This window comes from Enterobacter cloacae complex sp. IR5402, from assembly GCF_049238125.1.
GTDB classification, from domain to species: Bacteria; Pseudomonadota; Gammaproteobacteria; order Enterobacterales; family Enterobacteriaceae; genus Enterobacter; species Enterobacter hormaechei_C.
Genome location: NZ_JBMKHO010000008.1, coordinates 45,834 through 59,417 on the forward strand (window position 1 = coordinate 45,834; position 13,584 = coordinate 59,417).

18 protein-coding genes and 1 other annotated feature are annotated in these 13,584 nt (G+C 52.3%); of the genes, 9 read left to right on the top strand and 9 right to left on the bottom strand.

All coding sequences use genetic code 11. The features are described 5' to 3' along the window. Positions 1-34: 34 nt before the first annotated feature. The 4 genes from tcyP to hxpB form a co-directional block, all read right to left on the bottom strand. Positions 35-1,426: a cystine/sulfocysteine:cation symporter gene (gene tcyP, locus ACOTXL_RS14725; protein ID WP_022647826.1), complete on the bottom strand. Its 1,392-nt coding sequence runs from the start codon at positions 1,424-1,426 to the stop codon at positions 35-37. Positions 1,427-1,553: 127 nt separating this feature from the next. Then, complete coding sequence (locus tag ACOTXL_RS14730) at positions 1,554-2,144, bottom strand: metal-dependent hydrolase (RefSeq protein WP_015570742.1); 591 nt, start codon at positions 2,142-2,144, stop codon at positions 1,554-1,556. A 95-nt stretch (positions 2,145-2,239) separates the two neighbouring features. Next, on the bottom strand, positions 2,240-3,001 hold the full coding sequence (kduD, locus tag ACOTXL_RS14735) for a 2-dehydro-3-deoxy-D-gluconate 5-dehydrogenase KduD (protein WP_032658160.1): 762 nt from the start codon (positions 2,999-3,001) through the stop codon (positions 2,240-2,242). Positions 3,002-3,129: 128 nt separating this feature from the next. Further along, the gene (gene hxpB / locus ACOTXL_RS14740) at positions 3,130-3,801 is read right to left on the bottom strand and encodes a hexitol phosphatase HxpB (protein WP_032658162.1); all 672 of its coding nucleotides are present in this window, start codon (positions 3,799-3,801) and stop codon (positions 3,130-3,132) included. A 140-nt stretch (positions 3,802-3,941) separates the two neighbouring features. Here hxpB and ACOTXL_RS14745 point away from each other — a divergent pair, with 140 nt between their 5' ends. Next, positions 3,942-4,478 (top strand): YniB family protein, encoded by a 537-nt coding sequence (locus ACOTXL_RS14745; protein ID WP_045350504.1) that lies wholly within the window; start codon positions 3,942-3,944, stop codon positions 4,476-4,478. 36 nt (positions 4,479-4,514) lie between these two features. On the opposite strand, the gene ACOTXL_RS14750 is transcribed toward ACOTXL_RS14745, so the two are convergent. From ACOTXL_RS14750 to pfkB, 3 genes are all read right to left on the bottom strand, one after another. Beyond that, entirely contained in the window at positions 4,515-5,375 is an 861-nt protein-coding gene (locus ACOTXL_RS14750) for a fructosamine kinase family protein (RefSeq protein WP_045350505.1), read from the bottom strand. Between the two features lie 105 nt (positions 5,376-5,480). Next, positions 5,481-5,771, bottom strand: a complete 291-nt coding sequence (gene ghoS, locus ACOTXL_RS14755) for a type V toxin-antitoxin system endoribonuclease antitoxin GhoS (RefSeq protein WP_003857822.1) — start codon at positions 5,769-5,771, stop codon at positions 5,481-5,483. Positions 5,772-5,862: 91 nt separating this feature from the next. Beyond that, a complete protein-coding gene (gene pfkB, locus ACOTXL_RS14760; protein ID WP_032609031.1) occupies positions 5,863-6,795 on the bottom strand; it encodes a 6-phosphofructokinase II in 933 nt (310 codons plus the stop codon). Positions 6,796-7,091: 296 nt separating this feature from the next. Here pfkB and ACOTXL_RS14765 point away from each other — a divergent pair, with 296 nt between their 5' ends. Beyond that, a complete protein-coding gene (locus ACOTXL_RS14765; RefSeq protein WP_026080717.1) occupies positions 7,092-7,850 on the top strand; it encodes a DUF481 domain-containing protein in 759 nt (252 codons plus the stop codon). A gap of 263 nt (positions 7,851-8,113) precedes the next feature. After that, positions 8,114-8,344, top strand: a complete 231-nt coding sequence (locus ACOTXL_RS14770; protein ID WP_003857817.1) for a hypothetical protein — start codon at positions 8,114-8,116, stop codon at positions 8,342-8,344. Positions 8,345-8,493: 149 nt separating this feature from the next. On the opposite strand, the gene yniD is transcribed toward ACOTXL_RS14770, so the two are convergent. Together yniD and yncL are read right to left on the bottom strand one after the other, a co-directional pair. Next, positions 8,494-8,601, bottom strand: a complete 108-nt coding sequence (yniD, locus tag ACOTXL_RS14775) for a small membrane protein YniD (protein WP_003857815.1) — start codon at positions 8,599-8,601, stop codon at positions 8,494-8,496. 98 nt (positions 8,602-8,699) lie between these two features. After that, positions 8,700-8,792, bottom strand: coding sequence for a stress response membrane protein YncL (gene yncL / locus ACOTXL_RS14780; RefSeq protein WP_071785204.1), 93 nt, complete (start codon positions 8,790-8,792; stop codon positions 8,700-8,702). A gap of 324 nt (positions 8,793-9,116) precedes the next feature. On the opposite strand from yncL, the gene thrS reads away from it, so the two are divergent. The 6 genes from thrS to pheS all read left to right on the top strand — a co-directional run bounded on the left by thrS (position 9,117) and on the right by pheS (position 13,581). Continuing rightward, a complete protein-coding gene (thrS, locus tag ACOTXL_RS14785) occupies positions 9,117-11,045 on the top strand; it encodes a threonine--tRNA ligase (protein WP_003857814.1) in 1,929 nt (642 codons plus the stop codon). Between the two features lie 3 nt (positions 11,046-11,048). Continuing rightward, complete coding sequence (infC, locus tag ACOTXL_RS14790; protein ID WP_023616141.1) at positions 11,049-11,591, top strand: translation initiation factor IF-3; 543 nt, start codon at positions 11,049-11,051, stop codon at positions 11,589-11,591. 97 nt (positions 11,592-11,688) lie between these two features. Next, the gene (rpmI, locus tag ACOTXL_RS14795; protein ID WP_001124225.1) at positions 11,689-11,886 is read left to right on the top strand and encodes a 50S ribosomal protein L35; all 198 of its coding nucleotides are present in this window, start codon (positions 11,689-11,691) and stop codon (positions 11,884-11,886) included. Positions 11,887-11,936: 50 nt separating this feature from the next. Then, on the top strand, positions 11,937-12,293 hold the full coding sequence (rplT, locus tag ACOTXL_RS14800; RefSeq protein ID WP_000124850.1) for a 50S ribosomal protein L20: 357 nt from the start codon (positions 11,937-11,939) through the stop codon (positions 12,291-12,293). 117 nt (positions 12,294-12,410) lie between these two features. Further along, positions 12,411-12,535, top strand: a sequence feature (Phe leader region). Next, positions 12,416-12,460, top strand: coding sequence for a pheST operon leader peptide PheM (pheM, locus tag ACOTXL_RS14805; protein WP_001386830.1), 45 nt, complete (start codon positions 12,416-12,418; stop codon positions 12,458-12,460). Its footprint overlaps the feature before it by 45 nt. A 62-nt stretch (positions 12,536-12,597) precedes the next feature. Continuing rightward, on the top strand, positions 12,598-13,581 hold the full coding sequence (pheS, locus tag ACOTXL_RS14810) for a phenylalanine--tRNA ligase subunit alpha (protein WP_003857809.1): 984 nt from the start codon (positions 12,598-12,600) through the stop codon (positions 13,579-13,581). The last annotated feature ends 3 nt before the right edge of the window (positions 13,582-13,584 follow it).

Here is a 13,584-nt window from a genome sequence, read left to right on the forward strand (position 1 = left end):
CCGCCCTCAGGCGGTTTTTTTATTTCGGCCGTGATTAACGATGGGCCAGTTCGGCATCATCTTCACTGTCGAGAATTGTTTTGTCGGTCTGCTTCAGCCACTGGCTGGTCAGGGTACCGGCGGTCATTGAGCCACTCACGTTCAGGGCGGTACGACCCATGTCGATCAGCGGTTCAACAGAGATCAGCAGGGCAACCAGCGTCACCGGCAGTCCAAGCGCAGGCAGAACGATCAGCGCAGCGAAGGTCGCGCCGCCGCCCACGCCCGCAACACCGGCGGAGCTAATGGTCACGATACCGACCAGCGTCGCAATCCAGACCGGATCCAGCGGATTAATCCCCACTGTTGGGGCAACCATTACGGCCAGCATCGCCGGGTAGAGACCCGCACAGCCGTTCTGCCCGATGGTGGCGCCAAAGGAGGCCGAGAAGCTGGCGATAGACTCCGGTACGCCCAGACGACGGGTCTGTGCTTCGACGTTCAGCGGGATAGATGCCGCGCTGGAACGGCTGGTAAAAGCGAAGGTCAGCACCGGCCAGACTTTACGGAAGTATTTCAGCGGGCCAACGCCGTTCACCGCCAGCAGAATGCCGTGCACAACAAACATGATGCCCAGACCGAGGTACGAGGCAATCACAAAGCTGCCAAGCTTAATGATGTCTTGCAGGTTAGAACCTGCAACGACTTTGGTCATCAGCGCCAGGACACCGTACGGCGTCAGCTGCATGACCAGACGCACCAGCTTCATCACCCAGCTTTGCAGGGTATCGATGGCTGTCAGAACGCGCTCGCCTTTCGGCGCATCGTCCTTCAGCAGCTTCAGCGCAGCCACGCCCAGGAATGCCGCGAAGATCACCACGCTGATAATGGAGGTTGGGCTTGCGCCGGTCAGGTCAGCAAACGGGTTCTTCGGAATGAAGGAGAGCACCATCTGCGGAACGGTCAGATCGGCCACTTTACCCACGTAGTTGGTCTCAATCGCCGTCAGACGCGCGGTTTCAGCGCTACCCTGCACCAGACCTTCAGCAGTCAGGCCAAACAGATTGGTTACCAGCACACCCACCAGCGCCGCAATCAGCGTGGTGAAGAGCAGGGTACCAATGGTCAGGAAGCTGATTTTACCCAGTTGAGAGGCATTGTGCAGGCGGGCTACGGCGCTCAGAATAGAGGCGAATACCAGCGGCATAACGATCATTTGCAGCAGCTGTACATAGCCGTTACCGACAATGTTGAACCACTGAATGGAGTCTTTCAGTACCGGGCTGTCGGAGCCGTAAATAGCGTGTAAGGCCAGGCCAAACACCACGCCCATGACCAGACCGACCAGTACCTTTTTCGCCAGGCTCCACTGTTTGTGGCGAGCCTGGGCGAGAAGCAATAGCAATACGACGAACACAACAATGTTCGCGATGAGTGGAAAATTCATCCCCGTTCTCCTGATTTATTATACGGTCGGTTTTTACCGAACCTGTTGGCGCAAGGTTATCAGAAGTGTGATGTCACGCTTATATCCATATGGAATGGTTTATGACAAAAGTGATTATATTGTCGGTTTAATGTTCAATCTGGTGATTAATAAAACGATTGAACTGAAATTGCAGCGAGTTGATCATCTGCGATGACCAGCGCACTGCACCATTTTCGGGCAATGTCTGCGGCATCCAGACGGCATACGCAAACAGCGCCATGCACAGAACGCGCTCCAGCTGGTTGCCTTTTTGCGGCACGAGGATTGGCAGGCGGAAACGCCAGCGGCAGGGCCAGAGCAGCGGTACGCCCGCTGGCGTCAGCATATCGGCGAGGATATGGCTTAAGTAGCCAAGCACCATGCCCTGAATGGCATCCGCCGGGACGATCCAGCTCTCCGGAACCTTTAAATAGAAGAGTGTAAGCAGGCCAAATACGGCCAGCAGGCTGTGGGTAAACCCGCGATGACCAAAGGCTCTGGCGATGGGCTTTGAAATCCACTTTAGCCGCTGGCCAAGGAATGACTTTGGATGATCTATGTCCGGCAGCAGGCAGGTAAGTACGGCGGAAGGGACAATATGCCACCAGTCCCCCTGTGCCAGCACAGGGGTCAGTTCAGCGTTTTTGGCAAACACTGCACAGGCAAGTGAAAAAAGCAGGTGGCCTTCCGCCGTCATGATAAAACCCGGTAAACTGTCGATTCATACAGTATAGGGTTTTTATACAGTGTGTGAAAGAGGTGACGGTGTAACTCTTTGTCACAAACGCGCGGTTAGCGCGCCAGCCAGCCACCGTCTACGGCGAGAGTATGACCGTTAACGTAATCAGATGCTCTTGAAGCCAGAAACACCACCGGACCCTGTAAATCCTCCGGGAGACCCCAGCGGCCCGCCGGAATCCGGTCGAGGATCGCCTGGCTGCGCTGCTCATCATCCCGAAGTTGCCGGGTGTTATTTGTCACCATATAACCCGGCGCAATAGCATTCACATTAATGCCCAGCGTTGCCCATTCGTTCGCCAGCAGGCGGGTGAGGCCCAGCACGCCGCTTTTGGACGCCGTATAGGAGGGCACCCGGATGCCGCCCTGGAAGGAGAGCATGGAAGCAATGTTAATGATCTTGCCGCCCTGACCCTGCGCGATAAACTGTTTCGCCACTGCCTGAGAGAGGAAAAAGACTGATTTCAGATTGAGATCGATGACCTCGTCCCAGTCCTTCTCACTAAATTCCAGCGCATCGGCACGGCGGATGGTGCCGGCATTGTTAACCAGAATATCGATGCGGCCCATCTCAGCGACTGCGGTATCCACCACGCTCTGAATACTCTCCTGCTTGCCAAGATCGGCGCGAATCGCGATAAAGCGTCGTCCCAGCGCCGTAACGCGCGCTGCCGTTTCGTCAGGAACCTTGCGGTTAACCCCCACGATATCGCATCCTGCTTCGGCGAGGGCAATGGCCATGCCTTGCCCCAGACCGGTATCGCACCCGGTCACCATCGCCACTTTTCCTGCCAGAGTAAAAGCATCCAGTATCATACGCGCCTCAGAAGTCAGGTTATTGTCATTCTGCACGTAAGAATAGGAGTCTGGAATGAGAAAAGCAAATAAAGTAAAACGTTGTTTTGATTTTGCGGGGCAGGCAGCCGAAGCTGCCTGAAAGAGCGTTACTCCCCACGCAGATGGCGGGCAGTCAATTCTTCAAGAGACGTCAGCCTGACATCCGCCAGGGCAAAACGGGGATCGTGTCGGCCTTCTTCAGCCGGCACAACGATGGAGCGCATACGTGCGGCTTTGGACGCCACCATGCCGTTAACCGAATCTTCCAGCGCCACACAGGTAAGCGGATCCAGCCCCAGTTTCGCGGCGCAGTCCATATACACCTGCGGATGTGGCTTGCTGTACGGAAGCTTTTCGGCCGAGGCCAGCGCGTCGAAGCTGTCGCGCAGCCCGAACATCGTCAGCACTTTTTCCAGCATATGCAGCGGTGAGGCGGAGGCCAGCCCCACTTTCAGCCCTTGCGCCTTGCACAGGGCGATAGCGTCGCGTACGCCCGGTAACAGAGGCTTATACTCTTCTACGAGGGAGATGGCGCGGTTGATAATGCGCGCCGTAACTTCGTCGCGATCCGGGCCAACCCATGGCTGGTGGGCATACCAAAGGTCAACCACCATATCGATGCGCAGCCCCAGGGTATCGGGAAGCTCGTTACGACGACTGATATCGACGCCGAGGCTGGCCATCACGTCCAGTTCAGCCCGATCCCACAGGGGTTCGGAATCAATCAGCAATCCATCCATGTCAAAAATAGCGGCAAGTATCTTGCGCGGTGTCGACATTACAACATCTCCTTATCTTGGGGTAAGACGAACGGTGCTAAGCACAAGCAATTTAGCATATTGCATGCAAAGAGCGGGCGAAATTGACCGACAGCAGGTAGACTTAGGCACAAATAACGCGTCTTTATGAAGAGGAACTAATGACGTATCAACAAGCTGGACGCATCGCGGTCTTAAAACGTGTTGCTGGTTGGGTTATTTTTATTCCCGCCCTGATTTCAACGCTGATCTCCGTACTCAAATTTATGTACGATCACAGCGAAAAACAGCCGGGCATCAATGCCGTTATGCTTGATTTTGCCCACGTCATGATTGAGATGATGCGGTTTAACACCCCGTTCCTGAACGTCTTCTGGTTCAACTCCCCCACGCCGGATTTTCACCACCAGCTGAATGTCGTTTTCTGGATAATCTATGCGTTGATATTTATCGCGATGGCGTTGCAGGCCTCCGGCGCGCGCATGAGTCGCCAGACCCGCTTTTTACGCGAAGGGGTGGAAGATCAGCTGATACTTGAGAAGGCGAAAGGCCCTGACGGGATGAGCCGCGAGCAGATCGAATCGCGCATTGTCGTTCCGCGTCATACCATTTTTGTGCAGTTTTTCCCGCTCTACATCCTGCCGGTCATCATCATTGTGGCCGGGTATTTCTTCTTTACGCTGCTTGGCTTCCTGTAAATCCTAAGGGAAGGGGCGTGATGCTGCCCCTTCCCGCTATGCCGCCAGAATACGGTCCAGCGCCCGCTGGGCATTTACCAGATGACTCCCGCCAAACAAAATAGCCCGGTTTAGCAAGGTGTACAGCTGATAAACCGGCTGACGATCAAGGAAATCCGCAGGTAACGGCGAGACAGACTGATAGCCATCATAAATTTGCGGCGGCTGTTCAGGGTGCAACGGCAGCATCGCGAGGTCACACTCTCTGTCGCCCCAGTAGCAGGCCGGGTCATATATATAGGGACCATCAGGCCCAAGCGCGCAGTTGTTTGACCATAAATCACCGTGCAGAAGGGAAGCCTGAGGCTGATGCGAAGCCAGACGCTGCTGAATATGTTCAACAATCGCGTCGATGTTGCCGAACGCTAATCCCTTTTCAGCGGCCAGCTCCAGCTGCCAGCCGATGCGCTGTTCGGCGAAAAAAGTCGACCAGCGGCGCTGCCATGCGTTTGGCTGTGGGGTGGTGGAGAGGTCGTTATCGAAATCGAGCCCAAACTGAGGTTGATCGCTCCACTGGTGCAAACGGGCGATCTGTTGCCCGAGAATAAAGGCGTTATGCGCATCCAGAGGACGCGCGGGAAGATAGTTCATCACCAGAAAGCTATAGTCACGATCGCTGCCGACGGCTAAAACCTGCGGAACGGTGACTGTTTTACTGCGCGATAACAGCTCAAGCTGATCGGCTTCGGCAGTAAAAATGGGGAGCAATTCGCGCTCATCACATTTAACGAAAAGATCGCGCCCGGCGTAACGTAAATGCCATGCGGCATGGATCTCTCCGCCTGGCAGTTCGTTACGCAGTTCAATTTCACCTTCACCCAGCTGCTCACTTAAAAGATGACTGATAGCCTGCCACATGATGTCTCTCCCATGTTGTCTGCCAGATCATAAAGTTAGCGCAAAACGGCTATAAAAAAACAGGAACTAACGCACAACTGAGCGGTTTAATTTTATACAGGGCACTTATTGTTCTTTTTTATGCCAGTTTTCCCAGCTATCCACATCAATTTCCGTGGCTTTGTCAGTCACGCTTTCCACCAGGCTACTGGCCAGCGCCTTCACCTCTTCCTGACTCAGCGGGCTTATCAGGCCAAATGCCAGTGAGCCGAGATCGTGAATATTGCCCTCATCGTCCGTCAGCGTAAGCAGAAAATTGGCGCGCGTGAACGCGTTGTTGAGTTCATTCAGTTCGGTCAGCGACGCTTCATGAATATTCACGGTTACGACGTAGCGGGTGATATCACCACTGCTCATAATTCACCTCGTTGTTATCCTGAAAGTTTTCTTAGCATAGTCGATAAGCCCTGTTTAGCGACTTCCCCTTCCATGGGAAGGGGAAGCAGGTTCAGCTTCTCTCGAGGTAATCGACAATTTTCTGGGTATCCGCAAGCGAACACAGACGCGTTCCCTGATTGATGGTGGCTGCACTCCCTGCCGCGACGCCATAGCGTGCCATCTCCAGAAGCGAAGCGCCCTGCGCCAGCTTCAGCACCATCGCGCCAACCATACTGTCACCGGCACCCACGGTGCTCTGGCTTTTCATCGGCGGTGGCACAACCTGCACAAAGCCCGTCTTGTCGACGGCCAGCGCACCCTGAGGACCGAGAGAAACAACAACGCGATGTGCTTTGCCCGTACGTACCAGCTCTTCTGCGGCAGTACGAACGTCATCAGGCTGGCTGAGTTCTCGATTAACCAGGGCACTGAGCTCTTTCTGGTTAGGTTTAACGAGTTCAAGTTGTCCGGGTTCTAACGCCGCCTTCAGGGCTTCGCCCGAGCTATCGACAATGCAGCGGATGCCGCGCTGGAGCGCAGCCTGAACCAGCGCCGTCAGTTTCTCTGTTTTGACGCCCGGCGGCAGGCTACCGCTGATCACCAGTAATGAGCCGCTTTCAATGGTCAGCACTTTCTCTTCCAGTTGACGAAACTCATCATCGGTCAATATCGCCCCCGGCATCACAAAGCGATATTGCTCGCCGCTGGATTCAACATGGACATGCAGATTCTGCCGGGTCCAGTCTTTAGCGTCGACGGTGTCTACGGCCACCTGTTCATCTGCCAGCAACGCCACCAGATGTTCTCCCGTGGCGCCGCCAGCGGGGAAGATGGCGGTGGCTTTTCCGCCGAGATGGGTAATAGCGCGCGCCACGTTGATGCCGCCGCCGCCCGGTTCAAACACCGGCGCGCTACAGCGCAGCTTACCTTCCGGGTAGATTTGCGGCGTCATGGTCGCGGAGTCGAGGGAAGGGGAGAGTGTCAGCGTATAAATCGAAGCCATCATGACCTCCTTTTATCATGGGTTCTTTTAAGCCTGGCACCGTTTGGCAGGAAGGCAACGTAAATAACAGTATGATTTTAAATATGAATGCTGACAAATAAGCTGCGCCGGGCATATAAAATAAAACGCGTTTTGGGATCGTTCTTATTCAAAAAATGAAAGAAGAAAATATTGCTATGTTATTTGCGGCTTTTTATAATTTGTTACCTTTCTATGGTCGCCTTGTCATTGATCCGCAAGAAAGTTTCCGAGACCGTGACGGTCTCTTTTTATGTTGTACGGACTCCTTAAATAAAATGAAGCTTTTGAAGACAGTACCCGCAGCACTGATGCTGGCGGGTGGCGTATTTGCGTCACTGAATGCAACCGCCGATGATACCGTTTTTACTGTCATGGACGATCCCTCCACTGCCAAAAAACCCTTTGAAGGTAACGTGAATGCCGGGTATCTGGCGCAATCCGGTAATACGAAAAGCTCCTCCCTGACCGCAGACAGCACCCTGACCTGGTACGGCAACACCACGGCCTGGTCGCTGTGGGGAAATGCCAGCAACACCTCTGCTAACGATCAACGCTCATCGGAGAAATACGCGGTAGGCGGACGTAGCCGATACAACATGACCGATTATGACTACCTGTTCGGGCAGGCGAGTTGGCTGACTGACCGCTACAACGGCTATCGCCAGCGTGATGTCGTAACTGCGGGTTATGGTCGTCAGTTCCTCAATGGGCCGGTGCACAGCCTGCGTTTTGAATTCGGTCCGGGTGTCCGTTACGACGAGTACACCAACGGCGAAGATGAAACCCAGCCGCTGGGTTATGCATCGGGCACCTATGCATGGCAGATGACCGACAACGCAAAATTCACCCAGGGTGTGTCGGTGTTTGGTGCTGAAGATACAACGCTGAACTCAGAAAGTGCGTTGAACGTGGCGATCAATGAACACTTTGGACTCAAGGTGGCGTACAACGTAACCTGGAACTCATCCCCACCTGATTCTGCACCGGAACATACCGATCGCCGAACCACGATTTCATTAGGTTATAAAATGTAATATCGTCGGGCCGAGAATAATCCCGGCCCGTTTTTTATTTTCTGAAACTGTGCTTATTTATATTAAACGGCGTTTTAAAATAATGTGTCTGGTTTCATCTTCATAATTTCTCCATAATTAGCTGGCCAGGGCTTATTCAGTTTATTTGACACGAATTGATAAATAATTTGACTAGGCAAGAATGTGATCCAGATCTACACTTACGGCACAGGCGAAAAACTTGCCTCAGGCATATCGCATTAAATAAGTATGAGAATAAAATTATGAAAAAAATCAAAACCGCTACAGCAGCGATGGTGCTTTCCGCACTTTCATTTGGCGTATTTGCTGCTGATAATACGCAACCTGCCAATGACGTTAACAGCCCAATCGGGATCGCTAAAGCCTCTGATGTAGAAGCAGGCTCCAACATTGCCCCTGGCACTCAGTCTACCGGCCAGTCAATGAATGATGCATTTGATGTACATAAGCTGGTGGCGGGTGAGTGGTCCTGATATTTCAACTGCCACGAGTGACGGAATATATACGCTGCCACAGCCTGTCGAAAACCGGATTATGACGTACCGGTTTTGGACCATAAATTATCGTAAAGATAGTTAAGATTTATTCAGTAAATTCACGGCAGGTTTTCGCTGACAAAATATTAGCCCCAGATCATAGCGGCCCAGCGCAGCAGCAACATCGCGCCGCAAATAGCAATTAACACCACGACCATTTTCCAGTGCTTCACGGCAAATCTTTTTGTTGGCATAACCTAATCCTTGTCAGTTGATACCCTTAGTCTACCAAAGTCTGCGCCAGAAAACGCTCAACAAGGGAGAACAGGTTATGCCGGAACACCGGTTCGGCTTAAAACCAATGGAATCTGTCAGCCAGAATCAATACCAGGCCAGCAGCGGAAAGTAGATTTAATATCACAACGGTTCTACTCGATACGTTCATGTGATACCCCTTCGATGTTTAAGGACCAGATCAAGAATAGCTCAGCACTTTCGGATTGCGAGCACCCGTCAACAAAAGTTCATTAATGCAGACAACAGGATGTGCGGTTCAAAACGGTCGCAGGAAGGTGCATTCGCCCTGTCAATAGTGTTACCATTACGTCGCCTGTCGTAAACCCGCATTATTCTGAAATCGGCCGGTGAATGATGACGAACCAATTTGACGATTGTTGGTCAGATGGTTTCGTAATCTACTGTTTAATCACGATTATTTTCTTTGTATATGCTCTTATGTGTGGGGCATCACTGCAAATAAGGATATAAAATGCCTGTAATTACTCTTCCTGATGGCAGCCAACGCCATTTCGACCACGCTGTTAGCCCAATGGATGTTGCCCTGGATATCGGTCCTGGACTTGCAAAAGCAACCATTGCAGGCCGCGTAAACGGCGAGCTGGTAGACGCGTCCGATCTGATTGAAAGCGATGCAACGCTTGCGATCATCACCGCGAAAGACGAAGAAGGTCTGGAGATCATTCGTCACTCCTGCGCGCACCTGTTAGGCCATGCTATCAAGCAGCTGTGGCCAAACACCAAAATGGCGATCGGCCCGGTTATCGACAACGGTTTCTACTACGACGTTGACCTTGACCACACCCTGACCCAGGAAGATATCGACGCGCTCGAAAAACGTATGCACGAGCTCGCCGAAACTAACTATGACGTCATTAAGAAGAAAGTCAGCTGGCACGAAGCGCGTGAAACCTTCGTGAAGCGCGGCGAGAGCTACAAAGTCTCGATTCTTGATGAAAACATCGCTCATGATGACAAGCCAGGCTTGTACCATCACCAGGAATACGTCGACATGTGCCGTGGTCCGCACGTGCCGAATATGCGCTTCTGTCATCACTTCAAACTGATGAAAATCGCAGGCGCTTACTGGCGTGGCGATAGCAACAACAAGATGTTGCAGCGTATCTATGGTACCGCGTGGGCCGATAAGAAAGCCCTGAACGCATACCTGCAACGCCTGGAAGAGGCGGCTAAGCGTGACCACCGTAAAATCGGTAAGCAGCTTGACCTGTATCATATGCAGGAAGAAGCGCCGGGGATGGTGTTCTGGCATAACGACGGCTGGACTATCTTCCGTGAACTGGAAACGTTCGTGCGCTCCAAGCTGAAAGAGTACCAGTATCAGGAAGTGAAGGGCCCGTTCATGATGGACCGTGTGCTGTGGGAAAAAACCGGCCACTGGGACAACTACAAAGATGCGATGTTCACCACTTCGTCTGAGAACCGTGAATACTGCATCAAGCCAATGAACTGCCCGGGCCACGTTCAGATCTTCAACCAGGGTCTGAAATCCTACCGCGATCTGCCGCTGCGTATGGCGGAGTTCGGTAGCTGCCACCGTAACGAGCCATCAGGTGCGCTGCACGGTCTGATGCGTGTTCGTGGCTTTACTCAGGATGATGCGCATATCTTCTGTACTGAAGATCAGGTCCGTGAAGAAGTTAACGCCTGTATTCGTATGGTCTACGATATGTACAGCACCTTTGGCTTCGAGAAGATCGTGGTCAAACTCTCAACGCGTCCGGAAAAACGTATCGGCAGCGATGAGACATGGGATCGCGCAGAGGCGGATCTCGCCGTAGCGCTGGAAGAGAACGGTATTCCGTTCGAATACCAGCTGGGCGAGGGCGCATTCTACGGTCCGAAAATTGAATTTACCCTGTATGACTGCCTCGATCGCGCATGGCAGTGCGGAACGGTACAGCTGGACTTCTCCCTGCCGCAGCGTTTAAGCGCCTCTTATGTTGGCGAAGACAACGAGCGTCAGGTGCCGGTTATGATTCACCGTGCGATTCTCGGTTCACTGGAGCGCTTCATCGGCATCCTGACCGAAGAGTTCGCAGGCTTCTTCCCAACCTGGCTTGCGCCGGTGCAGGTCGTGGTGATGAACATTACCGATTCTCAGGCGGATTACGTTAAAGAATTGACGCAGAAACTACAAAATGCGGGCATTCGCGTAAAAGCAGACTTGAGAAATGAGAAGATTGGCTTTAAAATCCGCGAGCACACTTTACGTCGTGTCCCGTATATGTTGGTCTGTGGTGATAAAGAGGTGGAAGCAGGCAAAGTTGCCGTTCGCACCCGCCGTGGTAAAGACCTGGGGAGCCTGGACGTAAGTGAAGTGATTGAGAAGCTGCAACAAGAGATTCGCAGCCGCAGTCTTCAACAACTGGAGGAATAAGGTATTAAAGGCGGAAAACGAGTTCAAACGGCACGTCCGAATCGTATCAATGGCGAGATTCGCGCCCAGGAAGTTCGCTTAACAGGTCTGGAAGGCGAGCAGCTGGGGATTGTGAGTCTGAGAGAAGCGATCGAAAAGGCTGAAGAAGCTGGAGTAGATTTAGTTGAAATCAGCCCTAACGCCGAACCGCCAGTTTGTCGTATCATGGACTACGGCAAGTTCCTTTATGAAAAGAGTAAGTCTTCTAAGGAACAGAAGAAGAAGCAAAAAGTTATCCAGGTTAAGGAAATCAAATTCCGTCCTGGTACCGACGATGGCGATTATCAGGTAAAACTCCGCAGCCTGATTCGCTTTCTGGAAGATGGCGATAAGGCCAAGATCACGCTGCGTTTCCGCGGTCGTGAGATGGCCCACCAACAGATTGGTATGGAAGTGCTTAACCGCGTCCGTGACGATCTGAGTGAACTGGCAGTAGTCGAATCCTTCCCTACGAAGATCGAAGGCCGCCAGATGATCATGGTGCTCGCTCCTAAGAAGAAACAGTAAGGCCTTCAAGCAGCAAAATCTGTGGAGCCTTCGGGTTTCATAGGTTTTGTTCGCCTATGTTTCGTTTATTTAACAATGCGAAGTGGAAGTTATTAAAATGCCAAAAATTAAGACCGTACGCGGTGCTGCTAAGCGCTTCAAAAAAACCGGTAAAGGTGGTTTTAAGCACAAGCACGCTAACCTGCGTCACATTCTGACTAAGAAAGCTACCAAGCGTAAACGTCACCTGCGTCCAAAAGCCATGGTTTCTAAAGGCGATCTGGGCCTGGTCATCGCGTGCCTGCCGTACGCATAAGTCGTTAACGTTTAACTTTTTTAACTTAGAATAGATACAGGAGAGCACACATGGCTCGCGTAAAACGTGGTGTAATTGCACGTGCACGTCACAAGAAAATTTTGAAACAAGCTAAAGGCTACTACGGTGCGCGTTCACGCGTATACCGCGTTGCCTTCCAGGCTGTTATCAAAGCAGGTCAGTACGCTTACCGTGACCGTCGTCAGCGTAAGCGTCAGTTCCGTCAACTGTGGATTGCGCGTATCAACGCAGCAGCACGTCAGAACGGTATTTCTTACAGCAAATTCATCAACGGCCTGAAAAAAGCCTCTGTTGAAATCGACCGTAAGATCCTGGCTGACATCGCAGTATTTGACAAAGTAGCGTTCACCGCTCTGGTCGAAAAAGCGAAAGCAGCACTGGCATAAGCCAGTTGAGAGAGGGGGCTTTGCCTCCTCTTTTCATTTAACACCATCAGAAGATTGACATTTATCCGTGCAGGCTTTTCAATAAGGTCTTAACGGTTTTTACCCTACAAGGTAACGCAAGCATGAATGCTGCTATTTTCCGCTTCTTCTTTTACTTTAGCACCTGACTTCAGGAGGCTAGCGCGTGAAAGATGAAACGAAAAACAGCGCCAGATAAGCCTCCCGATGGAGGCTTTTTTTGTGCCTGAAGTTAAGAGAATACGTCCAACAATTCGGTGTCTGCACCGACATAATGAGGAAAACCATGTCACATCTCGCAGAGCTGGTTGCCAGTGCAACGGCCGCCATTAACCAGGCCTCAGATGTTGCCGCGTTAGACAATGTCCGCGTCGAATATCTGGGCAAGAAAGGGCATTTGACCCTTCAGATGACTACCCTGCGTGAACTGCCAGCAGAGGAGCGCCCGGCAGCCGGTGCAGTGATTAACGAAGCCAAAGAGCAGGTACAGCAGGCGCTGAACGCGCGTAAAGCCGAGCTGGAAAGCGCAGTACTGAATGCGCGTCTGGCGGCAGAAACGATTGACGTTTCTCTGCCGGGTCGTCGTATCGAAAACGGCGGTCTGCATCCGGTTACCCGTACTATCGATCGTATTGAAAGTTTCTTCGGTGAGCTCGGCTTTACCGTGGCGACTGGCCCGGAAATTGAAGATGATTACCATAACTTCGATGCCCTCAACATTCCTGGCCATCATCCGGCACGTGCTGACCACGACACTTTCTGGTTTGACGCTACCCGTCTGCTGCGTACCCAGACTTCCGGCGTTCAGATCCGTACCATGAAGGAACAGGAACCGCCTATCCGCATCATCGCGCCGGGTCGCGTATACCGTAACGACTACGATCAGACCCACACCCCAATGTTCCACCAGATGGAAGGTCTGATTGTTGATAAAAACATCAGCTTCACCAACCTGAAAGGCACGCTGCACGATTTCCTGAACAACTTTTTTGAGGAAGATTTGCAGGTTCGCTTCCGTCCGTCCTACTTCCCGTTCACCGAACCGTCTGCGGAAGTTGACGTGATGGGTAAAAACGGTAAATGGCTGGAAGTGCTGGGCTGCGGCATGGTGCATCCAAACGTGCTGCGCAACGTGGGTATCGATCCAGAAGTGTATTCCGGCTTTGCGTTCGGTATGGGCATGGAGCGTCTGACCATGCTGCGCTACGGCGTAACCGATTTACGTGCGTTCTTCGAAAACGATCTGCGTTTCCTCAAACAGTTTAAATAAGGG

Coding starts and splice junctions, on each gene's coding strand:
- rplT (WP_000124850.1), top strand. CDS start 11,937: ATGGCTCGCGTAAAACGTGGTGTAATTGCACGTGCACGTCACAAGAAA.
- ACOTXL_RS14765 (WP_026080717.1), top strand. CDS start 7,092: ATGAAGCTTTTGAAGACAGTACCCGCAGCACTGATGCTGGCGGGTGGC.
- tcyP (WP_022647826.1), bottom strand. CDS start 1,426: ATGAATTTTCCACTCATCGCGAACATTGTTGTGTTCGTCGTATTGCTA.
- yncL (WP_071785204.1), bottom strand. CDS start 8,792: ATGAACGTATCGAGTAGAACCGTTGTGATATTAAATCTACTTTCCGCT.
- yniD (WP_003857815.1), bottom strand. CDS start 8,601: ATGCCAACAAAAAGATTTGCCGTGAAGCACTGGAAAATGGTCGTGGTG.
- thrS (WP_003857814.1), top strand. CDS start 9,117: ATGCCTGTAATTACTCTTCCTGATGGCAGCCAACGCCATTTCGACCAC.
- rpmI (WP_001124225.1), top strand. CDS start 11,689: ATGCCAAAAATTAAGACCGTACGCGGTGCTGCTAAGCGCTTCAAAAAA.
- ACOTXL_RS14750 (WP_045350505.1), bottom strand. CDS start 5,375: ATGTGGCAGGCTATCAGTCATCTTTTAAGTGAGCAGCTGGGTGAAGGT.
- ACOTXL_RS14730 (WP_015570742.1), bottom strand. CDS start 2,144: ATGACGGCGGAAGGCCACCTGCTTTTTTCACTTGCCTGTGCAGTGTTT.
- ACOTXL_RS14745 (WP_045350504.1), top strand. CDS start 3,942: ATGACGTATCAACAAGCTGGACGCATCGCGGTCTTAAAACGTGTTGCT.
- pheS (WP_003857809.1), top strand. CDS start 12,598: ATGTCACATCTCGCAGAGCTGGTTGCCAGTGCAACGGCCGCCATTAAC.
- ACOTXL_RS14770 (WP_003857817.1), top strand. CDS start 8,114: ATGAAAAAAATCAAAACCGCTACAGCAGCGATGGTGCTTTCCGCACTT.
- ghoS (WP_003857822.1), bottom strand. CDS start 5,771: ATGAGCAGTGGTGATATCACCCGCTACGTCGTAACCGTGAATATTCAT.
- hxpB (WP_032658162.1), bottom strand. CDS start 3,801: ATGTCGACACCGCGCAAGATACTTGCCGCTATTTTTGACATGGATGGA.
- kduD (WP_032658160.1), bottom strand. CDS start 3,001: ATGATACTGGATGCTTTTACTCTGGCAGGAAAAGTGGCGATGGTGACC.
- pfkB (WP_032609031.1), bottom strand. CDS start 6,795: ATGGCTTCGATTTATACGCTGACACTCTCCCCTTCCCTCGACTCCGCG.